The sequence below is a fragment of the Streptomyces sp. NPDC048197 genome, assembly GCF_043202395.1.
In the GTDB taxonomy this organism is placed as follows: Bacteria; Actinomycetota; Actinomycetes; order Streptomycetales; family Streptomycetaceae; genus Streptomyces; species Streptomyces siderophoricus.
The window spans coordinates 1-23,442 of the sequence record NZ_JBIDAJ010000003.1 but is presented as its reverse complement, the minus strand read 5'-3'; the positions used below and the strand labels follow the sequence as shown (position 1 = coordinate 23,442).

Here is a 23,442-nt window from a genome sequence, read left to right as displayed (position 1 = left end):
GCTCACCGCTCCCCGGCGCCCGCCGCCACCCGCTGCGGGCCGTACGGGTCCCCGTCGTCCGCCGCCCGGTCGCCGGCCGGCAGCGCGCCGCCGGCCACCGCCGCGCGGTAGCGCGCCATGACCACCTCGGCCACCTCGGGCCCGGTGCCGAGCACCTGGGCACCGAACACCTCGATGTCCGGGTGCGCCGCGGCCCAGCCCTCGGTCTGCATCCACGCCCGCTCCACCGGACCGTCGGCGAAGAAGGCGTACGGCAGGACCACGACCCGGGCCGGACCGGCCGCGCCCGGGACCGGCCCGGCCAGCGCCCGGCAGCGGTCCAGCCCGGCCGGTACGTCCGGCGCGGTCTGCCCGACGAACGCGGTCTCCACGCCCGCGAATCCGCGGCCCTCCCAGAGCAGCCGGGCGGCCCGCGCCACCTCGGCGTTGGCCTGCGGATCGCTCGCCCCGCGCCCCACCAGCAGCACCGTGGTCCGGGCCCGGTCCTGCGGGGTACGGGCGCCGGCGCCCAGCGCCTCCTCCAGCCGCCGCTCCAGCACGTCCAGCAGCCGCGGGTCCGGACCGGGCGCCGCGGCGCAGACCGGGCGCAGGCCCGGGTGCCCGGCGGCCGCGCGCTCCAGCGCCGCGGCCAGGGTCTCGGTCCCCGCACCGGTCGGCGCCAGCAGCAGCGGTACCGCGACGAGTTCGGTCACCCCCCGCCCGGCCAGCGCGTCCACGGCGTCGGCCAGCGGCACCGGCGAACCCGGGGCGCCGAAGAACCCGCCGGCGACCGGGACCTCGGGGTGCCGCTCGCCGACCGCGCGCACCAGCGCGCGCAGGGCCTCGGCCGCGCCGTCGTCACGGGCGCCGTGACCGGCGATGAGCAGTGCGGGAGGGGTGGTCACGGGGTCTCCTTGCTACCGGTGTCTTCGCCGTCGGGCGCCTTGTCGTCGATGACCGGCCGCCGCCGCTCGGTGCCACGGTGGGGTGGGTCGGGGGAGGTCATGACGATATCGGCACCGGGCGAGGGGGCGGCGGCCGCTCCCTCCCTACCAGCGGTAAGGGCACCGTGCGGCGTTACTGCCGCCAGCGCGAGCGCACAGGTCGCCCGGCCCGCCGGCGACTTCCGCTTGCCGGCGAGCAGTTCGGCACCCGGCCCGGCGGCCAGCAGCGCGGCCGCCTCGGCCACGCTCGCCGTCCCCGCGGCGGCCGCCACCACCGCGGACGGATCCGGCACCGGCACGGCCGCCAGCGCCGCCGCCGGGAACGACCGCAACGGCACCCCCAGCCGCCGCGCCGCCGCCGTCAGTCCGGGCTCGTCCGCCCTCGCCGCCACCGTCGCCAGCGCCAGCACCGGATCCCCGGCACACCCCGCCGCGGTGCGGGCCGCCGCGATCAGCTCCAGGACCTCGGACGCCGGCACCCCGCGGCGCGCCCCCACGCCCACCACCAGGGCCGCCCGCCCGCCCCGCACACCGGCCGTCCGGCGGCTCATACCGCGCCGGCTCCCGGCCCGAACTCCACCCGGCCGTACCGCCCTTCCACGACCGCGGTCAGCTGCACGACCGGCCCGGCGGAGAGTTCCCCCGGCCAACGGACGCCGAGCGCCGCCCACTCGGCCCGGGCCGCCGCCGGGTCGGGATGCACCGCCCGCAGCGCGACCAGCGGCACCACCGGGAGCCCGGCGGACGGATGCGGGGTGCTGCCCCAGTCCAGCAGGAACGGCGCCAGAGCGCCGCCGGCCCCCGGCGGCGTCAACTGCCAGGCGAGCCGGCCGCCGTCCGGTGTCCGGCGGGACATCGCCACCGCGTCGCCCGGGTCGTGGCCGCGCGCCCGTGCCGCGGCCACCCGGGCCGCGATCCCGGTGACCCGGACCGCCCAGGTGACCAGCCGCGGCCCGGTCAGCGCGTCGATGCCGAACCACCGCGGCCCGTCGGGCGCGGGCTGCTCCGGATCGGGCCCGATGATCTCCAGGTACGCCCCGCCGCCCAGCCCCAGCAGATGGTTGCGGGTCCCGCGGCCCGGATGGCTGCCGCCCGGCACCGGCCGTACGCCGGTCAGTGCGGCCACCTCGGCGACGGTCGCCGCGAGATCGGGGGTGGCGAGGACGAGGTGGTCGAGGACGGCCGGCGGCCCGTCCGTACCCGACCCGCCGGTCATGGTGCGGCCACCGGTGCCCGGCGCGCCGCGCCCGCCACCAGCCGCGCCGCCAGCGACGGTTCCGCCGCCCAGTGCACATGCAGGTACGAGGCGTGCACCCCGCCGGTCACGAAGCCCTCCACCCGCCGCTCCGGGTGCGTCAGCCCCCAGGCCGGCCGGGAGCCCGCACCCGGCTCCAGCACCGTGCGGTGGAACTCGTGACCGCGCACCCGGGTCCCGGCCGCGGCCAGCGCGTTGTCCGCCAGCGCCACCGCCTCCCGGTAGCCCAGCGTGAGGCGTTCGGTCATCCGGGCCTCGGCGGGCAGCACCCCGCACATCGGCTTCCCGTCGATCGCCCGGGACAGGTACAGCAGCCCGGCGCACTCGGCCGACACCGGCGCCCCCGAGGCGGCCAGACGGGCCACCGCGGCGCGCAGCGGTGCGTTCGCCGACAGGTCCGGCGCGTACACCTCCGGGAAGCCGCCGCCGATCACCAACCCGCGCGTACCGGGCGGCAGTTGCTCGTCCCGCAGCGGATCGAACGGCACCACCTCGGCGCCCGCCGCGGTCAGCAGCTCGGCGTGCTCGGCGTACGCGAACGTGAACGCGGCGCCGCCCGCGACGGCGATCACCGGCCGGTCCCCGGACGCGTCCGCCCGGACCTCCGCCGCCGGGTCCCAGGGCGCGTCCGGCAGCTCCGGCACCGTCCGCGCCAGCGCCAGCAGCGCCGTCAGGTCGCAGCCCTCGCGCACCCGCGCGGCCAGCTCCCGCACCGACGCAAGGGCCTCGGCCCGGCGTTCGGCCACCGGCACCAGCCCCAGGTGCCGGGACGGCGTACCGGCCCGGCCGTCCCGCCGCAGCGCACCCAGCACCGGCACGCCGGAGGACTCCATCGCCTCCCGCAGCAGCGCCTCGTGCCGGTCCGAACCGACCTTGTTCAGGATCACCCCGGCCAGCCGCACCTCCGGGTCCCACGACGCGAAGCCGTGCACCAGCGCGGCCACCGACCGGGACTGCGAGGAGGCGTCCACCACCAGCACCACCGGCGCCCGCAGCAGCTTCGCCACCTGAGCCGTCGATGACAGCTCGCCCATGCCGGACGCCCCGTCGAACAGCCCCATCACGCCCTCGACGACCGCCAGGTCCGCGCCCGCCGCCCCGTGCAGGAACAGCGGCGCGACCCGGTCCGGACCGCACAGGTACGCGTCGAGGTTGCGGCCCGGGCGGCCGGTCGCCAGGGAGTGGTAGCCCGGATCGATGTAGTCCGGGCCCACCTTGTGCGGCGAGACCGCGAGTCCCGCCTCGGCGAACGCCGCCATCAGACCGGTGGCCACGGTGGTCTTCCCGGCCCCGGACGACGGTGCGGCGATCACCAGCCGGGGAACGGCGCCCGCGCCGCTCATGCTGCACCCACCTTGCTCACCACTCGATGCCCCGCTGGCCCTTCTGGCCCGCGTCCATCGGGTGCTTGACCTTCGTCATGTCGGTGACCAGGTCGGCCACGTCGCACAGCGCCTGCGGGGCGTTCCGGCCGGTGATCACCACGTGCTGGGTGCCGGGCCGGTCGCGCAGCACCGAGACCACCTCGTCGGTGTCCACCCAGCCCCAGTGCAGCGGGTAGGCGAACTCGTCGAGGACGTACAGCTTGTAGGTCTCCGCGGCGAGGTCCCGCTTGACCTGCTCCCAGCCCTCGCGGGCCGCCTCCTCGTTGCTGAACTGCGAGTCGCGCTGCACCCACGACCAGCCCTCGCCCATCTTGTGCCAGGCGACCGTGCCGCCCTCACCGGAGTCGCCGAGCACCCGCAGCGCCCGCTCCTCGCCGACCTTCCACTTCGCCGACTTCACGAACTGGAACACCCCGACCGGCCAGCCCTGGTTCCAGGCCCGCATCGCCAGCCCGAAGGCGGCGGTCGACTTGCCCTTGCCCAGACCCGTGTGGACCAGCACCAGCGGCCGGTTGCGGCGCTGGCGGGTGGTGAGCCCGTCGTTCGGTACGACGGACGGTTGTCCCTGCGGCATTACGCGGCCTTCCTGTTGCCGTGAACGGTCCTTGTGCCCTGAACGGTGCGTACGAGCGCGGAGACGCTGTCCGCGCGCAGTGCGTCGAGGGTGACGGCGGTGCCGGCGAGGTCCCGGGCCAGCTCACCGGCCAGGCCCAGCCGTACCGGCCCGGCCTCGCAGTCCACGACGACCGAGGCGGTGCCGTCGGCGGCCAGCAGCCGCGCCGCGCGGGCGGCCCGGATGCGCGGCTCGGGGCCGCCGGTGGCCCGCCCGTCGGTGACGACGACCAGCAGCGGGCGGCGCGCGGGGTCCCGCATCCGCTCCACCCGCAGCACGTCGTGCGCCGCGAGCAGCCCCTCGGCCAGCGGGGTGCGGCCCCCGGTGGGCAGCGACGCGAGCCGCGCCGCACCGGCCTCGACCGACGACGTCGGGGGCAGCGCGACCTCGGCGCCGGCGCCCCGGAACGTGATCATGCCGATCTTGTCGCGCCGCTGGTAGGCGTCGAGCAGCAGCGAGAGCACCGCGCCCTTGACCGCGCTCATCCGCTTGCGCGCCGCCATCGATCCCGAGGCGTCCACGACGAACAGGACCAGATTGCCCTCCCGCCCCTCGCGCACCGCCTCACGCAGATCGTCCCGGCGCACCAGCAGCCCGGTGCCGTGCCGCCCGCGCGCCTTCTGGTGGGGCGCCGCGGCCTGCACCGTGGCCGCCAGGTGCAGCTTGCCCAGCGTGCCCTGGGGACGGCGGGCCCCGGTCGTCCGGCCGTGTGCGGTACGGGCCCGGGAGCGGCGGCCGTCGGCGCCCTCGCCCAGCCCCGGCACGTCCAGCCGCCGGGCCTTGAACGGCTCGTCGGCCGCCACCGCCGGCCTCTCCGCGGCCGCACCGCCCGGCGGCTGCGGCCGGGCCCCGGCCTCGTCCCCGGACGCCTCGGGCACGGACTCGGGCGCCTGCGGGGCCTCCTGCTCACGCTGCTGCGGCAGTCCGTCCCCCGGCGGCACCGACGCCTCCTGGGGGCCGCCCTCCTGGGGACCGCCCTCCTGCGGCGGCAGCCCGCCGCCCGGACCGCCCCCGTCGGGCCCGCCGTCCGGACCGTCCGGCTCCGGATCGTCCCCGCCGTCCGCCGGGTCGTCCTCCCCGGCGAACTCCTCCAGCGTCCGGTCGAGCTTGTCCTCGTCGAGGCCCGGGGCGTCGAACGGGTTGCGGCGCCGGCGGTGCGGCAGCGCCAGCAGCGCCGCCTGCCGCACGTCCTCCTCCCGGACCTCCGTCCGCCCGGCCCACGCGGCCAGCGCGGTGGCGGTCCGCGCCATCACGATGTCCGCGCGCATCCCGTCCACCTCGAACGCCGCACAGGTCGCCGCGATCTGCCGCAGCGCCGCGTCGCCCAGCACCACCTCCGGCAGCAACTCCCGCGCCGCGGCGATCCGTTGCCGCAGCGCGTCCTCCTCGGCCGCCCAGCGCGCCACGAACCCGGCCGGATCGGCGTCGTACGCCAGCCGCCGCCGGACCACCTCCACCCGCTGCGCCGGCTCCCGGGAGGCCGCGACCTCGACCGTCAGCCCGAACCGGTCCAGCAACTGCGGCCGCAGCTCGCCCTCTTCGGGGTTCATGGTCCCGACCAGCAGGAAACGGGAGGCGTGCCGGACGGAGACGCCCTCGCGCTCCACGTAGGAGGCACCCATGGCGGCGGCGTCCAGCAGCAAATCGACCAAGTGGTCGTGGAGCAGGTTGACCTCGTCCACGTACAGGATGCCGCGGTGCGCGTCCGCCAGCAGACCCGGCTCGAAGGCCTTCACGCCCTCCGACAGGGCCCGTTCGATGTCCAGGGCGCCCACGAGGCGGTCCTCGGAGGCGCCGACCGGCAGCTCCACCATCCGCGTCGGACGGCTCTCCGCGGCACCGGACCCGTGCGGCCCGTCGGGACAGCCGGGGTCGGGCGCGGCGGGGGCGCAGGCGAAGCGGCAGCCGGCCACCACGTCCACGGCCGGCATCAGCGCCGACAGGGCGCGCACCGCGGTGGACTTCGCGGTGCCCTTCTCGCCGCGGACCAGCACCCCGCCGACCGCCGGGCTCACCGCGTTCAGCAGCAGCCCCAGCCGCAGGTCGTCCATGCCGACGACCGCGGTGAAGGGGTACTGCCAGGTGGTGTTGTGCGCGCTCGTCATGCTGTGTCGTCCTCCACGTCGCCGGCCGGCCGATGTCCCGTCCCTTGCGTACCCCTCATGGCGCCCCCGGAGGCACGAACGGCAGCCCCTCCGGCACCCCCTTCTCGATCAGCCGCAGCAGCGCTCCGGTGTCCGCGTGCTCCTCGATCAGATCGCCCAGCCGGTCCAGCTGCTCCTCGCGCAGCGCGCCGAAGCGGGTGTCCGGGGCCGGGACGAACGCCCGGCCGGCGTCCGCCGCCACCCGCCGCAGGAAGGCCCGGCGGAAGGCGTCGCTCTCCAGCGAACCGTGCCAGTGCGTGCCCCATACGGAGCCGACCCGGCAGCCGTCGAGAGCGTTCCCCCGGCCGTCGGTCATGAACGCCGCGTCCCCACCCGTCACTTCGGCGACGCCGTGGTGGATCTCGTAGCCCTCCACCGCCTCGCCGAGCGCCTCGCCCACCGGCCGGGCGAGCGTCTTCTCCACCGCGAAACGGACCCGTACGGGCAGCAGCCCGAGGCCCTCGACGGCGCCCGCCCTCGACTCGACCTCGTCGTCGATGTGCTCGCCGAGCATCTGGTAGCCGCCGCAGATGCCCAGCACCGGGCGGCCCTCGGCGGCCCGCCGGGCGACCGCGTCCGCCAGCCCGCGCTCGCGCAGCCAGGCCAGCGCGCTGACCGTGCCGCGGGTGCCCGGCAGCACCACCAGGTCCGCGTCGGCCAGTTCCTCCGGCCGGTCCACGAACCGCACCACCACGCCCGGTTCGGCGGCCAGCGCGTCCACGTCGGTGAAGTTCGACATCAGCGGGACGGCGCAGACCGCCACCCGCAGCACGTCCGCGCCGTGCGGTGGGGCCACCACGCTCTCCCGCACCGTGCCGCGCAGCGAGACGCGGAGGCCGTCCTCCTCGTCGATGCCGAGCCCGTGCGCGTACGGCAGCACGCCCAGCGTCGGCCGCCCGGTCAGCTGCCGCAGCATGTCCAGACCGGGCTCCAGCAGCGTCACATCGCCCCGGAACTTGTTGACCAAGTACCCCGCGACCAGCGCCTGGTCCTCCTTCGACAGCAGCGCCGTGGTGCCGAAGAAGGACGCGAAGACGCCGCCGCGGTCGATGTCGCCGACCACCACGACCGGTATCCGGGCCGCTCGGGCGATGCCCATGTTCACGATGTCGGTGCGGCGCAGATTGATCTCGGCGGGGCTGCCCGCGCCCTCACAGATGACGGCGTCGTGCGTGCGGCGCAGCTCGGTGAGGCAGTCGGTGACCGTCCCCAGCAACTGCTCCCGCCCGCCCGCGTGCGACGTCTCCCCGGGGGACGACCCCCCGGCCCGACCGAAATACCCGCGCGCGCTCATCTCACCCACCGGCCTGCCCAGCAGCACCACCTGGCTGCTGCGGTCGCCGCCCGGCTTGAGCAGGACCGGGTTCATCAGCGCGGTCGGTTCGACCCGGGCCGCGGCGGCCTGCATCGCCTGCGCCCGGCCGATCTCCGCGCCCTCCCGGGTGACGAACGAATTGAGCGACATGTTCTGCGCCTTGAAGGGCGCCACCTTCACGCCCTGCCGGACCAGCCAGCGGCAGATCCCCGCCGTCACCACGCTCTTGCCCGCGTCGGACGTCGTACCGGCGACCAGCAGCCCGCCGCCGAGCCCCCCGGCCGTCCCGCCTTGCCCGTTCACCGGCGCTTCCTCCCGCTCGTGCCCCTGTTGCCCGCGACCTTCTGCCGTACCGCGCCCGCCGTCAGCCGTCCCGCCACCGTCGCCACCAGCGCCAGCGCGCTCACCCGCCGCGAGAGCCGCACCGCCCGCTCGATGTCCGCCACCACGGGCGGCCGCGCCGCACCGTTGAGCACCGGACGGTGCTCCACCCGTCCGCCGTACGCCAGCGTGCCGCCCAGCCGCACGCCCAGCGCACCCGCGAACGACGCCTCCACCGGGCCCGCGTTGGGGCTCGGATGCGCCCCGCCGTCCGCCCGCCAGGCCGCCAGCGCACCGCGCCGGCCGGGGCCCGCGAGCACGGTCAGCGCGGCGGTCAGCCGGGAGCCGGGCCAGCCGGCGACGTCGTCGAGCCGGGCCGCCGCCCAGCCGAACCGCCGGTAGCGCGCGGACTTGTGACCCACCATCGCGTCCAGGGTGTTCACCGCCCGGAACGCCACCAGACCGGGCACCCCGCCGAACGCACCCCACACCAGGGCGCCCACCACCGCGTCCGAGGTGTTCTCGGCCACCGACTCCACCACCGCGCGGGCCATCTGCGGCCCGTCCAGCGCCTCGGGATCGCGGCCGCACAGATGCGGCAGCCGCTCCCGTGCCACGTCCAGATCGCCCGCTTCCAGCGCACCGCCGACGGCCCGCGCCTCCCGGCCCAGCGAGGTGCCGCCCAGCACCGCCCAGACGGTGGCCGCGGTCAGCGCCACCCGGGCGCCGCGGCGGTGCCGTACGGCCCGCTCCAGCAGCGCCGCGCCGGCCGCCGCACCGCCCGCGCACAGCACGGCGTGGGCCGCGCCGCGGCCCCGGTGGTCGCGCCACAGCCGGCGCTCGACGGCGGCGGCGGCCCGGCCGAACGCGGCCACCGGATGGCCGCGCCGAGGGTCCGCCGCGATCAGGTCGCCGAGGAAGCCGAGAGCCGCGCCGCACGCATATCCCGCGTGTTCGCCGCGCATCGGATCAGGCCGCCGTCGGTCCTCGAAGGGGCCCTGCGGCAGCGGGCAGTGGGGGGCGGGGCGGGCGGCCGGGCATGGCGTTGTGTCCTCACTCAGGGTCCTCGCCCTGGCTCGACGTGACGGCGACCAGAGTCTCCTGGCTCCCGGATCGGCGTGTCCCCCGGCCTTCCCGCCCGTACGTCGGTACGGACCGTGGCCCTCGTCGGAGGAACGCTCCCCGGTGACAGTGGCGGGACCGCGCCGGATTCTCACCGGACTTCCTCATCTGTCGCCGATTGGCCCCGGCAGTCCACCACGGTCCGCGAGGCCCGTCAACTCGCCCTTGACCTGCGACGCTGCCCGATGGCAGGCCCTGTGGCGCACGCCACAGGGTGGCGGTGGCGTCACGGACGGTTGCCCCCGTCCCTGATTCCACGTCACTATCTGGTGCACGGTGGCGAAGGGGCCGCCGGAAGGGGGCTGGGGGATGCCGGAGCACGTCGACCACCACGAGGACCGTCAGGAGATCCGTTTCAGGGTCACCGGGACGGACAATCCGCAGCAGGACCTCGACGACCTCCGGGCCTGGCTGGAGCGCGAACCCTGGCTGAGCCGCCGGGAACACACCTGGGAACACCGGCCGCAGCCCCCGCACCGCACGGACGGCGGGGACGAACCGGGCCCCGCCGACATGGCCGTGGGCGTGGACGACCTGATCCTGGTCATCGTCGGCGCGATCGTCACCGAGGTCGCCAAGGGAATGAGCATCGCCGTGCGGGAATGGCTGCGGCGCCGCAAGGAGGAGCGCGCCGCCGGCGAGGAACCCGCCGTCGAGGTCGTCGGCGACGGCGGTCCCGCACGCCCCGATCCCGGCAGCCCGGCGCACGAGAGTGGCAGCACCGGCGAGGACTGAGCCGGATGTCCGAATACGACGCGCGGGGAAAGACCAACCGGGCGCTGCTGATCGGTGTCCACGACTACGCCACGCTGGACGACCTGCCCGCGGTGCGGGACAACCCCGCCAAGCTGGCCCGCGCCCTGACGGCCACCGACCTGTTCACCACCGACGAGGTCAGGTTCTGCGAGCCGATCGAGCCCGAGGAGCTGAGCCAGGCGCTCAAGACCGTCGTCGACGAGGCCCGCGGCCTGCTGCTGGTGTACTTCGCCGGCCACGGCTGGGTCGGCAGCGACGGCGGCGACCTGCAGCTGATGGTGGGCGCCTCGGTGTCCCGGCAGAGCCACACCACCGTCTCCTGGCAGGACGCGGTGCTCTCCTGCCTCGACAGCGCCCGCGCCGAACGCATCGTGATCATCCTGGAGTGCTGCTACGCGGGCAACGCCGGCGGCGCCTTCGGCGCCCACCGCAAACCCATGTCGCTGCTGATGGCCGCCCAGCCCAACCGCCGGATCTTCAGCGGGGAGGAACCGGCCGGCGGCACCGTTTTCAACCGGGCCCTGGTGCAGATCCTGGAAAACGGCATCCCTGGAAGGCGGTTCGTCACCTTCGAGGACCTGGTACGGGAGCTGCGGGTCCGGCTCGCCGGTGAGCGGACGCCGATGGGCGACGTGTGGGAGCCCCGGTCGGCGAAACAGAACACCGTCGACGACGTCGTACTGTCCTTCGCCACCCCCGAGGTCCCGCTGCCGACCCCGCCCCGGGCCCGCTTACGCCGCCACTTCAACGAGTACGTCCGGCCCCGCCTGAAACCGCTGCTCGCCTGCCTCACCGTGCTCGTCCTGATCGCCACCGGACTCGTCGTCCGGCAGCTGCTGCAGCCGCTGCCGAACTGCCCGCCCGCCCTCGAACTGCGGCTGCTCACCGCGCCGGAGGCCGAACCGACCCTGCGCCAGGCCGCGTTCGACTACGAGATGTCCGAGGCCAACACCCGCCCGCTGCAGGGCGAGGGCGACCTCCCGGCGGGCTGCCGGCGCGCCCAGATCACCGTCTACTCCGCCGCCAAGGACCAGATCGACCAGGGCTTCGCCGCCGCCGTCCGCTGGCAGGGCGAGGCCCGCGGCACCGGCCCGGGCGAGCCGGACGACAAGGGCACCGATCCGCTCTACCGGCCCGGCCCGCAACCCGACCTGTGGATCCCCGAATCCACCGCCGACTACGAGGAGGCCCGCCGCGGCATGCCCGCCACAGGCTCCCCGGCGACGCTGCACAACACCGGGCCGGTCGCCTACAGCCCGCTGGTCGTCGGCATCCCCGCCGGCAAGCGGCCGGCCGACGTCCAGAGGGTGGGCGCCTCCTGGCAGGACCTGCTCACCGGCACCGACAGCGGCCACCAGGACCTCAAACTGCTGCGCCCCAGCCCGGTCTTGTCCGGCACCGGCCTGCTGCACACCATCGGCCTCTACCTCGCCAACGACGGCTCGCACATCGGCTCCGCCGGCTCCCCGGACCCGGCCCTCGCCGAGGGCGCCGAGCAGCGGCTCTCCGCCCCGGGCAGCCAGTACGCCGACAGCACCGAGCTGCTGTGCTCACTGCGCCCGGCCACCGGCCCCGGCCCCGACACCACTGCCACCGCCACCGGCCAGGCCCCCGCCGGCGCCGGCCGCGGCGACCGCTCGGCACCGCTGGTCTCCGAGAAGTCCCTGACCGACTACAACCTCGGCCGGGCGATCGGCAGTTGTCCCGCCCTGTCCGGCCCGCTCGCCCCGGACGACCGCTACGTCGCGTACTACCCCAAGAACGTCCCGGCGCTCGACCACCCGCTGATCCGCGTCGACTGGCGCGGCGCCACGGACGCCACCGCACGGCAGGCCGCGGTCGACCGCTTCGCCGACTGGCTGCGCGCCCCGGACGGCGGCCGGCCGGTGCTCACCGCGCAGGGCTACCGCCCGGTCCCCGGCAAGGACGGCACGGCCCCCGCGCCGGCGCCGGACTCCCCGCTGCGCAGCAGCCGCGCCAACGCCGACCTCGACGCCCCCGTCGTCCCCTTCGCGGCCGGCACCGAGCAGGTCGCCCGGGTCCTCGACGGCTACGACAAGGCGCAGCGGCCCAGCCGGCTGCTCCTCCTCATGGACACCTCCACCTCGATGGCCGACGACGGCAAGCTCCCGGTCGCCCTCGGCGCCGCGGGCCGCGCCCTGGAGATGGTCGGCGCCCGCCACACCTACGGCCTGTGGACCTTCCCCGACCGCGCCCACCCCGGCGATCCGGACGCGGTGCGCCGGGTCGTCCGTCTGGGCACGGTCGACCCGGCGCACGGCAAGGCCGCCCTGGACAAGATCGCCAAGGGTGACCTGGTCGACCACGGCGCCGCGATGGAGGAGGCGCTGACCGCCGCCGTACGGGAGATGAAGAAGTCGTCCGGCAGCAACCAGGCCATCGTGCTGATCATGGACGAGGACGACGGCCGGCTGCGGCGCGCGGCGGGTGTCGAGCAGCGGCTGACCGCGCTGTTGAAGGAGAAGCCCGCGGTGCCGGTGCTGACGCTGGTGCTGGGCAGGGCCGGCTGCGACAACTTCGCCCTCCAGGGGCTGGCCGGCGCCTCACGGGGACAGTGCGTGCCCGGCGGCCCGCAGGCGCCCGACCTGCTGGCCGGCCTGATCGCGTCCATCGGTACCGCGGGCAAGGAGGACCGGTGAGGAACCCCCGTAGGCCCTGGCCGGCCGCCGCGCTCGCCCTGACGCTGACCGCGGCGGTCTCCGGCTGCACCTCCGACTCCGGACCCGGTCCCGAGAAGGGCCCGATCGTCCTGGCCACCGGCAGCGACCTCAGCAGCACCGGCGTCCGCCAGGAGCTCATCCACGCCTTCGAGCGGCGCACCGGCCGTTCGGTGCGGATCGTCAAACTGCCGGACACCGCCGACGGCCAGCGCAGCCAGCTGCTGGCCGCCGGCCAGTCCGGCAGCGGCGCCTATGACGTGCTCAACCTCGACGTGGCCTGGACCGCGGAGTTCGCCGAGGCGGGTGTCATCCGCCCCTGGGGCGCGAGTCTGGACGGCGACTTCCTCGACAGCGTGGTCAAGACCGTCGAGTACGACGACAAGATCTGGGCCGTCCCCTTCAACACCGACGCCGGCCTGCTCTACTACCGCAAGGACATCCTCACCAAGTACGGCCACCATCCCCAACCGCCCGACAACTGGGGCGCGTTGAAGGAGCTGGCCACCGCGGTCACCGCCGCGTACAACCGCGAGCTCGCCCGCACGGCCACGGACGGCAAGGTCCCCGAGGACAAGAAGATGTACGGCATGGTCGCCCAGCTGCGGCCCTACGAGGGCCTGACCGTCAACACCCTGGAGTCCGCGTGGGCCACCGGCGGCGACCCGGACGCCACCAGCTTCACCAAGGGCGAGCAGGTCGGCGCCCTCCAGCTGGGCGTCGCGGACCTCAAGGACCGGCTGGACACGATCATGCCGCACGCGGCCATGACGATGGACGAGACGGAGAGCCGCCGCTGGTTCGCCGACGGCCGGGCGCTGTTCATGCGCAACTGGCCGGTGGAGTACGCCTCGGTCGCCGAGAAGCTCACCCCCGGCGTGAAGTTCGACGTCGCCGAGCTGCCGGCCCGGGCCGCCGACGGCAAGCGGATGTCCGTCCTGGGCGGGCAGAACCTGGCGGTCTCCGCCGGCAGCAAGCGGCCGGAGGGCGCCCGCGCGCTGATCGAGGCGCTCACCGGCCCGGCGAGTGAACGCTGTCTGCTGGAACGGGGGTTCGCAGCGACCCGCGACTCGGCGTACCGCGAGGCGGGCAAGGCGCCGGTCTGCCCGCTGCCGCCCGAGCACGGCGAGCACGGCGCCACCGGGCAGCCCTGGCCCGGCCAGGAGCCGCCGTACACCAAGACGCTGTACGCGGCGCTGCTGGCGGCCGAACCGCGCCCGCGCAGCGCCCACTACCAGACCTTCAGCAAGGTCGTGCAGATCCGGGTCTCGGAGTACCTGGGCAGCCCCGGCGGTACGGCCATCGCCGACGAGCTGGCCCGCGAGGCCGACGAGGCGCTCAGCGGGCGCGGCGCACAACGGACGAGGCGCCCGGCCGAGGACGGCTGATGCCGCCTTCCGCCGGGCGCCTCGCGCCGTCGGTGCTGCCGTCGGGTGCCGGTCAGGCAGCGACGATCAGGTAGATGCCGTAGGCCACGGCCGCCGCGCACAGGGCGAAGGCGACCAGCGCACCGGTCCGCGCTCCCGCGCCGGGTGCGGTCGCGGCAGCTGCCTCGCCCTCCCGGACCGGCTTGCGGGAGGTGCCGACGATGCCGACGGTGAAGAGGCCCACCAGGCCGACCGTCACCACGAGGGTGACGCCGAAGACCTGGCCGAGAGCTGCCCAGTCGATGGTCATGGGGTTCCTTGGGTGAGAGCCGTTAGCGGGTGACCGTCGCGGCCTGGGCGCGCGGGGCGGGGGTGGTCGGGGTGCCGGTGGCGGCGGCCAGGTCCGGCACCGCGGTGTCGGCCGGGGCGTCGGCCGGCGGGGCCGGGTGGCCGGCCGGGGGAGGGGAGACGGCGCGCAGCGCGGCGGTCACCACGCCCACCGGTTCGGCGGCCGGGCCCTCGTTGACGTTGGTGTGGTCGATCGGCTTGCGCCGGGAGGCGGCCCAGATGGCGCCGCAGACGCCCAGTGCGAGGACCGCCACCGCGCCCACGCCCCAGGTGCCCTGACCGGCCAGGAACGCGGCGCCCGCGGCGACCGCACCGGCGGCCGGCAGGGTCAGGGCCCAGGCGGCGACCATCCGGCCGGCCGTGGACCAGCGCACCACGCCGCCCTTGCGGCCCAGGCCGGAGCCCATCACGGAGCCGGAGCAGACCTGGGTGGTGGAGAGCGCGAAGCCGAGGTGGGAGGAGGCCAGGATGGTGGCCGCGGCGCCGGTCTGGGCGGCGAAGCCCTGCGGCGGCTGGATGTCGGTGATGCCCTTGCCCATCGTGCGGATGATCCGCCAGCCGCCCAGGTACGTGCCGAGCGCGATGGCCAGGCCGGCCGAGGCGATGACCCACAGCGGCGGGTCGGCGTGCGGGGCGACGACCCCGCCGGTGATCAGCGCGAGGGTGATCACGCCCATCGTCTTCTGGGCGTCGTTGGTGCCGTGGGCGAGGGAGACCAGGGCGGCCGAGGCGATCTGCCCGGCGCGGTAGCCCTTGGCGGTGTCGGCCTCGTCGCGGCCGCGGGTCAGACGGTAGGTGAGCCGGGTCGCCGCCATCGAGGCCAGGCCCGCGACGAACGGGGCGGCCACCGCCGGGATCAGGACCTTCATCACCACGGCCTCGCCGTGCACGCCGTGGGTGCCGACGGACACCAGGGTGGCGCCGATGAGGCCGCCGAAGAGTGCGTGGGAGGAACTGGAGGGCAGGCCCGCGAGCCAGGTGACCAGGTTCCAGACGATCGCGCCGACCAGGCCGGCGAAGATCACCTCCGGTCTGATGCCGGAGGCTTCGTCGATGATGCCGCCGGAGATGGTCTTGGCCACCTCGACGGAGAGGAACGCGCCGACAAGATTGAGGACTGCCGACATCGCCACCGCGGTCTTGGGTCGCAATGCCCCGGTGGAAATGGTGGTGGCCATTGCGTTGGCCGTGTCGTGGAAGCCGTTCGTAAAGTCGAACACCAAGGCCGTGACGATCACGATCCCGATGAGAAGCGTGATGTGTTCCATTCACCCAGGCAATCAGTTCGAAGGTCAGTGTCGCTCGGAACGTACGGAGGGCGGGTGAACGGAAGGTGAACTGGGCCGGGCGCGATGATGACGCCCCCGCACTGTTCACGCGGAGGCGCCTCCGCTGTCACTTTCGTCTCACCCGTCGGTGAACTTCCTGGGCTACGCCGGTCCGCAGCCGGTCGTGACGCGCATGACAAAGCGAAGGTAACGGATCACCCGCCCAAGACGGTCGATCCCCGGCCAATCCCCCTCGATACCTCAGGTATCCCCATATGGCGGATACCGGTCCGGCGGGCCCCCGGCGTACCCTTCCCCGGCCTGCTCGTACGGTGGCGCGCACTGCATCCGCACTCGCCGCACCGCGCCGGAGGACCCCATGAAGGACCGTCCCGACCCGCTCGCCGCCGCCTGGAGCGACCTGATCGACACCGCCCGCAGAACCGTCGCCGACGGCCTGGTCGTCGGCACCTCGGGCAACGTCTCGTGCCGCCTGAAGGACCTGATCCTGGTCACCCCCAGCGGCGTCCCCTACGACCGGCTCGGCCCCCGCGACACCACCGCCGTCGACCTCGAAGGACGGCAGATCATCGGCAGCCTCCGCCCGACCAGCGAACTCCCGATGCACCTCGCGGTCTACCGCAGCACCCCGGCCGCCGCCGTCGTCCACACCCACGCCCCGCACGCCACCGCCGTCTCCACCCTCGTCCCCGAACTCCCGCCGGTCCACTACATGGCCGCGGCGCTCGGCGGCGCGGTCCGCGTCGCCCCCTACGCGCTCTACGGCAGCGACGAGCTCGCCGACCACATGCTGGAGGCGCTCCGCGACCGGACCGGCTGCCTGCTGCAGAACCACGGCACCTTGACCTACGGCGACAGCCTCGACCAGGCCCTGGACCGCACCGCCCAGTTGGAGTGGATGTCCCGGGTCTGGCTGCTCGCCCACTCCGTGCCCGGTTGCTCGCCGGCCGTGCTGTCCCCCGACCAGCTCGACGCGGCCGGCACCCGCCTGCGCGGCTACGGCCAGCCCAACGGCGCCCGCGGCTGACCACACCCGCAGCCCGACCGTCGCCCGGCCGCACCCGGGACGGCGGCCCGCACCGCGAGGCGGCCGCCGTCCCGCCGGTCACCCCGGCGACGCGGCCCGAGTGGCCGCACCCGGCGCCGCCGCCCACACTGAGGGGGTGCGTCCGGTTACCGCGGCGGCCGTGGCCGTCCTCACCGTGGCCGGTGCCGGGGCGACCGCCGTGGCGGTCGGCCGGTACGCCGGCGACATTGCCCTGAAACCCTCGCCCGACCACCCCCTCCCGGGGGACTCCCGGCTCACCGTGCACTCCGCCGGCGCGGAGCGGATCGCCCTCACCCGCAGCTTCGCGTCCCTGCGGCCCGGCACCTACGGCCTGACCGGCGCCGGCTGCCACGCGGAGGTCGGCTCCGTCGTCCACGGCGCCCCGCACCCCGCCGACGCCGTCGTCCGCCGCCTGGAGCGGGTCACCCACGGCACCCTGCGGCCCGGCATACGGATGCGGCTCACCCCGCAGGTGCACAGCGGCAACCCCCGCGACGCCCTCGGCCTGGACTGCGCCGACGTCGACATCCCCGGCGAACTCGGGCCGCTCCCGGCGTGGTTCGTCCCCGGCGTACGCGACACGTGGGTCATCACCGTGCACGGCCTGGGCACCACCCGCGAACACCCCATGGTGGTCATGCCGTTCCTGCACCGCCACCGGCTGCCCGTCCTCGACCTGGCCTACCGCAACGACCCGGGCGCCCCGCGCACCACCGACGGCATCAACCACCTCGGCGACAGCGAATGGCGCGACCTGGACGCGGCGATCCGCTACGCCGTCCGCTACGGCGCCCGCGACGTCGTCCTCCACGGCTGGTCCGTCGGCGCCACCATGGCGCTGCGCGCCGCCACCCACTCCGCACTGCGCGACCGGATCAGCGGACTGATCCTGGACTCGCCGGTCCTGGACCGACACACCACCGTCCGCGCGCTGGCCGCCGCCCGGGGGGTCCCGCGCGCCCTGCTGCCGCTCGTCGTCCGGGCCGCCGAGGGCGTCACCGGGATGCCCGTCCACCGGCCCGCCGACGCCGCGGACCCGGCCGCGCTCAACGCGCCCACGCTGATCTTCCACGGCCCCGACGACCGGATCGCCCCCTGGGCGGCCTCCCGCGCCTTCGCCGCCCGCCGCCCCGACCTGGTCACCCTGCACGCCGTCCCGCACGCCCCGCACGCCGCGATGTGGAACGCCGACCCGGCCGGCTACGAGGAGGCGCTGCGCCGCTTCCTCACCCCCCTCATGTGACGCCCCGGCATACGCAAGGACAACTCCCCCCATCCGGGATGGGTCGGCGCCATGACGGCGCCCCACCAGATCGCAAGCCGGGTTCCGATTGGGCTTTCGGGCCGTCAGCGGCAACACTGCTCCTGTGACGTCCCGTACTCCGCGCGACTCCCGGCTCCGACTCGTCCCCCGTCAACCGGTTGCGGCCGCCCGCCGGGCGGTGACAACCCGGGCCAAGCGCCCGGCGCCCCGCCCGCCCGAGGGCACCCCGCCGCCCGCGGAACTGGCCCGGCAGGCCCGCGCCGTGCTGGCCGGCGCGGCCCGGCTCGCCCGCTGGGCCGACGGCTGCGGCGCGGCCGGCGGCACCGGCGGCGCCCTGCGGGCCGGCCCGGACGGCGCACTGCCGGCGGCGGCGGTGGAACGCGCCGCGGAAGCGCTGGCCCTGACGCCGCGGCAGGTGCGCACCGACTGGGACCTGGCCCGGCTCGCCGGACTCATCGAGCTGCACGACGGCCTGGTCCGCCCCGGCTGGCGGCTGCGCGCCTGGGACCGCGACGACACCGCCGTGCTGCGCGGCTGGGTCGCGCTCTTCGACGCCTGGTCGCTGGCCCGCCCCGCCCCGGCCGGTGCCGCCCCCGCGATCGTCGCCGAGGTCGTCGAGGCACTGCCGCAACTGCTCTCCCTGCTGCACCTGTCCGCCGGCCCGGTACGCCTGCCCGTCCTGCTGGACATGCTCGAACAGCGCGTCACCGAACTCCGCACGGAACGCTGCGAGGTCCCCTACGGCCAGGACGCACCGGCCGCCCCGGACACCCCCCACACGCCCGGCGCCCCGCACCCGGCGCCCGACCCGGCCGACGACTCCGCGGGGGCGTCGCTGGCCGAACTCCTGGGCTGGGCGCTGGACGCCCTGCTGACCGTCGGCGCGCTGGTGCCGCACCACGGTGACCGGGACGGCGTCCACCGGGGCGCGCAGGACGCGGCCGAGGCGCAGCTCACCCCGCTGGGCAACTGGTCGGTGTGGGTCAAGCTGGAGCAGATCTGCGTCGCCGCGCAGAGCCCGGCCGGCAACATCGAGCAGTCCGCGGAGGCGATGCTGCGCGGCTGCGCCCGGCTGACCCCGGGGCCGGCCCGCGCCGAGTACCGCGCCTGGCTCGCCGCCCGCTCCGTCGGCGCGGCCGTCGAGGAACTGCTGACCGTGGCCCGCGGCGAGGACGCGCTGCTGCGCGGCCTGGCCTTCGAGGCGCTGCGGGCCGTCGGCGCCCCCGCCGAGCAGGCCGTACGCGCCGCCGCCGAGGAGCCCGTGCTGCGTCCGTACGCCCTGCTGTGGCTCGTCGAGCACGAGGGCGGCGACCCGGAGACCGCGCCGGACGTGCTCACCCGCGAGGAGTCGACCTGGCTGTGGGTGGACACCGCGGCGGCGGTCGCCGACCACGGGGAGACCCAGCTGCTGGTGCGCCACCTCGACTCGGCGGTCCAGGGCTCGGTGCCCCGCCTCCTCGAAGAGGTCCGCGCCGTCGGCCACCCCCGCACCGTCCAGGTACTGGTCGCGCTGGCCGCCGCCCATCCCGACCCGGCCCTCGCCAAGGCCGTGCGCCGGGCGGCGTTCCAGGTGCACACCGGCGGGGCCTGACCTCCCGGCCGGTGCCGGACCGGGCCGGGCGTCAGGGCCCGGCACCGGCGGCGGCCACGGCCGGGGTGTAGGTGCCGAAGCTCCAGACGTTGCCCTCGGCGTCCCGGGCGAGGTACTCCCGCGAGCCGTACTCCATGTCGGTGGGCGGCAGCAGGATCTCCACGTCCGACCGCTGGGCCCGGCGGTAGTGGGCGTCGGTGTCCTCGACGCGGACGTAGACGCCGACCGGCCCGGCCTCCTCCATCGCCTCGGCGAAGACCCCGCCGCGCCCTTTCGAACCCAGCATCACCGTGCCGTTGCCGTAGGAGAGTTCGGCATGCAGCACCAGGCCGTCCTCGGTCTCGTACTTCGCGCCGACGGTGAAGCCGAACGCCTCCGTCAGCTGGGCGATGGCGGCCTGGGCGTCCTGGTAGAGCACCGTCGGGTACATCGTCGGGGTCCCTGACATCGTGATCACGGTCCTTCCCTCAGCGGCTTCATGTGTCCCGGATCACAGTCTTTCACCGGGCGCCGACAACGCCCGCCCGCGCTCCGCGCACGGTGTCGCAGCACACGGCGTGGCCTGCGTCCACGGGCCGGCCGCCGGCCCCCGCACCCCGCCCGGCGGCCGGGAAAACTACTTGCACCGGCCCGTTAGACTGCCTCCCATGGCAGTTCTCCTCTGGGTTCATTAGACGGCGCAGCCCGCTCTCGGACCGTCCGTCCAATCCGCCGTCTTCCTGCCCTGGAGTTTTCCCGTGATCACCGCTTCCGGCATCGAGCTGCGCGCCGGCGCCCGCGTTCTTATCGAGTCCGCCTCCTTCCGCATCGCCAAGGGCGACCGGATCGGCCTGGTCGGCCGTAACGGCGCCGGCAAGACCACCCTCACCAAGGTGCTGGCCGGCGAGGGTATCCCCGCCGCCGGTACGGTCACCCGCTCCGGCGACGTCGGCTATCTGCCGCAGGATCCGCGCACCGGCGACCTCGACGTCCTCGCCCGCGACCGCATCCTCTCCGCCCGCGATCTGGACACCGTGCTGCGCAAGATGCGCGAGAACGAGGACCGGATGGCCAACGGCAAGGGCGCCACCCGCGAGAAGGCGATGAAGAAGTACGAGCGCCTGGAGACCGAGTTCCTGACCAAGGGCGGGTACGCCGCCGAGGCGGAGGCCGCGACCATCGCCGCCAGCCTCGGCCTGCCCGACCGCATCCTCGCCCAGCCGCTGCACACCCTCTCCGGCGGCCAGCGGCGCCGCGTCGAGCTGGCCCGGATCCTCTTCTCGGACTCCGACACCCTGCTGCTCGACGAGCCGACCAACCACCTCGACGCCGACTCGATCGTCTGGCTGCGCGACTACCTCAAGACCTACCGCGGCGGCTTCATCGTCATCTCGCACGACGTCGACCTGGTCGAGACCGTCGTGAACAAGGTGTTCTACCTGGACGCCAACCGGTCCCAGATCGACATCTACAACATGGGCTGGAAGCTCTACCAGCAGCAGCGCGAGGCCGACGAGAAGCGCCGCAAGCGCGAGCGGGCGAACGCCGAGAAGAAGGCCGCCGCGCTCAACTCCCAGGCCGACAAGATGCGGGCCAAGGCCACCAAGACCGTCGCCGCGCAGAACATGGCCCGGCGCGCCGAGAAGCTGCTCTCGGGCCTGGACGAGGTGCGCATCTCCGACAAGGTCGCCAAGCTGCGCTTCCCGGATCCGGCGCCGTGCGGCAAGACCCCGCTCACCGCCGAGGGCCTGTCGAAGTCCTACGGCTCCCTGGAGATCTTCACCGACGTCGACCTCGCCATCGACAAGGGCTCCCGGGTCGTCATCCTGGGCCTGAACGGCGCGGGCAAGACCACCCTGCTGCGGCTGCTGGCCGGCGTCGAGTCGCCCGACACCGGCGAGGTCCGCCCGGGCCACGGCCTCAAGCTCGGCTACTACGCCCAGGAGCACGAGACCCTGGACCCGGACCGCACGGTCCTGGAGAACATGCGCTCGGCCGCTCCGGACATGGACCTGGTCGCCATCCGCAAGACGCTGGGCTCCTTCCTCTTCTCCGGCGACGACGTCGACAAGCCCGCCGGGGTGCTCTCCGGCGGTGAGAAGACCCGGCTGGCGCTGGCCACGCTGGTGGTCTCGTCCGCCAACGTGCTGCTGCTCGACGAGCCCACCAACAACCTCGACCCGGCCAGCCGCGAGGAGATCCTCGGCGCGCTGCACACCTACGCGGGCGCGGTGGTCCTGGTGACGCACGACGAGGGCGCGGTGGACGCGCTGCAGCCGGAGCGGATCATCCTGCTGCCCGACGGCGTCGAGGACCTGTGGGGCCAGGACTACGCGGATCTGGTCGCGCTGGCCTGATGCCGGCGCCCGGCCCGGGTGCTCCGGGCCGGGTCGCGGCGGTGCCCCGCGGTGCGCCCACGGGCGGGGGGATCATGCCGTATGGATCATTCGGCCGACGTGTGATCCATCATCTGAGTGAGAACGGCTCGTACACCGGCGTGCCTGCGAGCGGTGTCCCGTCCGCTCCGACCCGGAGCGCCCCTTTTCGGCCGTACGCCACCTGACCTGCCACTTCTCGTCCAGAGCGGCGGCCGCTCGGCCCGCGGGACGAGCGGAATGACGAATTCCGCCCGCTCGGAACGGGCCCGCGCCGGCAAAGGATGTCGGAGAGACCTTGCGGAATGGGTGGCCAGGAAGCCGGGGAGGGGTGATCATGAGAGTCCAGAGCGCACTTCCCACGAGGAGGCACGGGTGGCCGAGACTCTGAAGAAGGGCAGCCGGGTGACCGGCGCCGCGCGCGAGAAGCTCGCGGCAGACCTGAAGAAGAAGTACGACTCCGGTGCGAGCATCCGGGCGCTGGCCGAGGAAACCGGTCGCTCCTACGGATTCGTGCACCGGATGCTCACCGAATCCGGCGTGGTGCTGCGCGGTCGCGGCGGAGCCACAAGGGGCAAGAAGGCCGCCACGGTCTGACAGCCGCGTCTCCGGAACAGCGGTGTCCCCCCGGTCGGCCGAGCAGTCGGCCGGGAGGTTACCGTTCAGTCACTTACGCACGTACGTGCGGCTGGCTGACTCGGAGGCGCTCATGACTCTGCTCGACAAGGACGGTGTGCGGCTCACCGTGGACGGCGACATCGCCACGGTGACCCTCGCCAACGCGGCCAAGCGCAATGCACAGTCGCCGGCCATGTGGCGGGCGCTGGCCGAGGCGGGCTCGCTGCTGCCGGGCAACGTCCGGATCGCGGTGCTGCGCGGTGAGGGGCAGTCCTTCTCCGCGGGCCTCGACCGCCAGGCGTTCACGCCTGAAGGCTTCGACGGTGAGCCGTCGTTCATCGATCTGGCGCGCGGTTCGGACGACGCCCTGGACGACACGATCGCCGAGTACCAGGAAGCGTTCACCTGGTGGCGGCGGAACGACCTGGTGTCCATCGCCGCCGTCCAGGGCCACGCCATCGGCGCCGGCTTCCAGCTGGCGCTCGCCTGCGATCTGCGGGTGGCCGCGCAGGACGCCCAGTTCGCCATGCGGGAGACCAGCCTCGGGCTGGTCCCGGACCTGACCGGAACCCACCCCCTGGTCGGGCTGGTCGGCTACGCCCGGGCGCTGGAGATCTGCGCCACCGGTCGGTTCGTGCAGGCCGACGAGGCCGCGCGGATCGGCCTGGCCAACCTCGTCGTGCCCGGCGACGAACTCGACGCCGCCGTGTCCGACCTGGCGGCCGCACTCCTCGCCGCACCGCGGGACGCCGTCGTCGAGACTAAGGCCCTGCTGGCCGGCGCCGCGCGCCGCACCTACGAGGAGCAGCGCCGCGCCGAACGCGCCGCCCAGGCCCGCCGGCTGCGCGACCTCGCCGGCGTCGGCGACTAGGAGATGTCTTCAAATGTCACGCCCACATCAGGAGCGAGGCGAGGGTGACGGCGGCCTGGTAGGACTCGGTGGTCTTGTCGTAGCGAGTGGCGATGCCGCGCCACTGCTTCAAGCGGTTGAAGCAGCGTTCGACCACGTTGCGCCGCTTGTAGAGCCCTCTGTCGAAGGCCGGCGGGCGCC

The 23,442-nt window shown here is 74.9% G+C and carries 21 protein-coding genes and 1 riboswitch; of the genes, 9 read left to right on the top strand and 12 right to left on the bottom strand.

Translation table 11 applies throughout. The features are described 5' to 3' along the window. Positions 1 to 2 precede the first annotated feature (2 nt). The 8 genes from ACGF4C_RS05430 to ACGF4C_RS05395 are packed head-to-tail and all read right to left on the bottom strand — an operon-like array spanning position 3 to position 8,921. On the bottom strand, positions 3 to 884 hold the full coding sequence (locus ACGF4C_RS05430) for a sirohydrochlorin chelatase (protein WP_393563496.1): 882 nt from the start codon (positions 882 to 884) through the stop codon (positions 3 to 5). Further along, positions 881 to 1,474: a cobalamin biosynthesis protein gene (locus ACGF4C_RS05425; RefSeq protein ID WP_393563494.1), complete on the bottom strand. Its 594-nt coding sequence runs from the start codon at positions 1,472 to 1,474 to the stop codon at positions 881 to 883. Before ACGF4C_RS05425 ends, ACGF4C_RS05430 begins: the two co-directional genes overlap by 4 nt. Further along, positions 1,471 to 2,139, bottom strand: a complete 669-nt coding sequence (locus ACGF4C_RS05420) for a VOC family protein (RefSeq protein ID WP_393563492.1) — start codon at positions 2,137 to 2,139, stop codon at positions 1,471 to 1,473. The genes ACGF4C_RS05425 and ACGF4C_RS05420 overlap by 4 nt, the downstream gene beginning before the upstream one ends. Next, positions 2,136 to 3,521, bottom strand: coding sequence for a cobyrinate a,c-diamide synthase (locus tag ACGF4C_RS05415; protein ID WP_393563491.1), 1,386 nt, complete (start codon positions 3,519 to 3,521; stop codon positions 2,136 to 2,138). The genes ACGF4C_RS05420 and ACGF4C_RS05415 overlap by 4 nt, the downstream gene beginning before the upstream one ends. A 16-nt stretch (positions 3,522 to 3,537) precedes the next feature. Beyond that, positions 3,538 to 4,137 carry a cob(I)yrinic acid a,c-diamide adenosyltransferase gene (cobO, locus tag ACGF4C_RS05410; RefSeq protein ID WP_030411724.1) on the bottom strand — a complete coding sequence of 200 codons (600 nt, stop codon included), beginning with the start codon at positions 4,135 to 4,137 and terminating at the stop codon, positions 3,538 to 3,540. Continuing rightward, on the bottom strand, positions 4,137 to 6,281 hold the full coding sequence (locus ACGF4C_RS05405; protein ID WP_393563490.1) for a putative cobaltochelatase: 2,145 nt from the start codon (positions 6,279 to 6,281) through the stop codon (positions 4,137 to 4,139). Before ACGF4C_RS05405 ends, cobO begins: the two co-directional genes overlap by 1 nt. Before the next feature lie 55 nt (positions 6,282 to 6,336). Further along, positions 6,337 to 7,938, bottom strand: a complete 1,602-nt coding sequence (locus ACGF4C_RS05400) for a cobyric acid synthase (protein WP_393563488.1) — start codon at positions 7,936 to 7,938, stop codon at positions 6,337 to 6,339. After that, positions 7,935 to 8,921: a cobalamin biosynthesis protein gene (locus ACGF4C_RS05395; protein ID WP_393563487.1), complete on the bottom strand. Its 987-nt coding sequence runs from the start codon at positions 8,919 to 8,921 to the stop codon at positions 7,935 to 7,937. The genes ACGF4C_RS05400 and ACGF4C_RS05395 overlap by 4 nt, the downstream gene beginning before the upstream one ends. 129 nt (positions 8,922 to 9,050) lie before the next feature. Continuing rightward, a riboswitch (cobalamin riboswitch) is annotated at positions 9,051 to 9,186 on the bottom strand. 201 nt (positions 9,187 to 9,387) lie between these two features. Here ACGF4C_RS05395 and ACGF4C_RS05390 point away from each other — a divergent pair. From ACGF4C_RS05390 to ACGF4C_RS05380, 3 genes are read left to right on the top strand one after another with little or no spacing between them, the layout of a single operon-like run. Beyond that, entirely contained in the window at positions 9,388 to 9,813 is a 426-nt protein-coding gene (locus tag ACGF4C_RS05390) for a hypothetical protein (RefSeq protein ID WP_393563485.1), read from the top strand. Positions 9,814 to 9,818: 5 nt separating this feature from the next. Continuing rightward, complete coding sequence (locus tag ACGF4C_RS05385) at positions 9,819 to 12,494, top strand: caspase family protein (protein WP_393563483.1); 2,676 nt, start codon at positions 9,819 to 9,821, stop codon at positions 12,492 to 12,494. Then, complete coding sequence (locus tag ACGF4C_RS05380) at positions 12,491 to 13,900, top strand: extracellular solute-binding protein (RefSeq protein WP_393563481.1); 1,410 nt, start codon at positions 12,491 to 12,493, stop codon at positions 13,898 to 13,900. The genes ACGF4C_RS05385 and ACGF4C_RS05380 overlap by 4 nt, the downstream gene beginning before the upstream one ends. Positions 13,901 to 13,952: 52 nt before the next feature. On the opposite strand, the gene ACGF4C_RS05375 is transcribed toward ACGF4C_RS05380, so the two are convergent. Both ACGF4C_RS05375 and ACGF4C_RS05370 read right to left on the bottom strand, forming a co-directional pair. Continuing rightward, a complete protein-coding gene (locus ACGF4C_RS05375; RefSeq protein WP_030411717.1) occupies positions 13,953 to 14,189 on the bottom strand; it encodes a hypothetical protein in 237 nt (78 codons plus the stop codon). Positions 14,190 to 14,211: 22 nt separating this feature from the next. Beyond that, positions 14,212 to 15,495, bottom strand: a complete 1,284-nt coding sequence (locus ACGF4C_RS05370) for an anion permease (RefSeq protein WP_393563479.1) — start codon at positions 15,493 to 15,495, stop codon at positions 14,212 to 14,214. A 379-nt stretch (positions 15,496 to 15,874) separates the two neighbouring features. Here ACGF4C_RS05370 and ACGF4C_RS05365 point away from each other — a divergent pair, with 379 nt between their 5' ends. From ACGF4C_RS05365 to ACGF4C_RS05355, 3 genes are all read left to right on the top strand, one after another. Next, positions 15,875 to 16,543, top strand: coding sequence for a class II aldolase/adducin family protein (locus ACGF4C_RS05365; RefSeq protein WP_393563478.1), 669 nt, complete (start codon positions 15,875 to 15,877; stop codon positions 16,541 to 16,543). A 136-nt stretch (positions 16,544 to 16,679) separates the two neighbouring features. After that, positions 16,680 to 17,807 (top strand): alpha/beta hydrolase, encoded by a 1,128-nt coding sequence (locus tag ACGF4C_RS05360; protein WP_393563476.1) that lies wholly within the window; start codon positions 16,680 to 16,682, stop codon positions 17,805 to 17,807. 124 nt (positions 17,808 to 17,931) lie between these two features. Further along, positions 17,932 to 19,419: a hypothetical protein gene (locus ACGF4C_RS05355; RefSeq protein WP_393563475.1), complete on the top strand. Its 1,488-nt coding sequence runs from the start codon at positions 17,932 to 17,934 to the stop codon at positions 19,417 to 19,419. 31 nt (positions 19,420 to 19,450) lie between these two features. Here the strand turns inward: ACGF4C_RS05355 and ACGF4C_RS05350 are convergent, their stop codons facing one another. Further along, positions 19,451 to 19,867: a VOC family protein gene (locus tag ACGF4C_RS05350; RefSeq protein ID WP_393563920.1), complete on the bottom strand. Its 417-nt coding sequence runs from the start codon at positions 19,865 to 19,867 to the stop codon at positions 19,451 to 19,453. Positions 19,868 to 20,156: 289 nt separating this feature from the next. Here ACGF4C_RS05350 and ACGF4C_RS05345 point away from each other — a divergent pair, with 289 nt between their 5' ends. From ACGF4C_RS05345 to ACGF4C_RS05335, 3 genes are all read left to right on the top strand, one after another. Beyond that, positions 20,157 to 21,755, top strand: a complete 1,599-nt coding sequence (locus tag ACGF4C_RS05345; protein WP_393563473.1) for an ABC-F family ATP-binding cassette domain-containing protein — start codon at positions 20,157 to 20,159, stop codon at positions 21,753 to 21,755. A 393-nt stretch (positions 21,756 to 22,148) separates the two neighbouring features. Next, positions 22,149 to 22,370, top strand: a complete 222-nt coding sequence (locus ACGF4C_RS05340) for a helix-turn-helix domain-containing protein (protein ID WP_030411710.1) — start codon at positions 22,149 to 22,151, stop codon at positions 22,368 to 22,370. A gap of 112 nt (positions 22,371 to 22,482) precedes the next feature. Continuing rightward, positions 22,483 to 23,262, top strand: coding sequence for an enoyl-CoA hydratase/isomerase family protein (locus ACGF4C_RS05335; protein ID WP_393563471.1), 780 nt, complete (start codon positions 22,483 to 22,485; stop codon positions 23,260 to 23,262). Between the two features lie 16 nt (positions 23,263 to 23,278). Here ACGF4C_RS05335 and ACGF4C_RS05330 read toward each other — a convergent pair. Then, positions 23,279 to 23,442: transposase (locus ACGF4C_RS05330; protein ID WP_393563919.1), on the bottom strand; the 164-nt coding region annotated here is incomplete at its 5' end.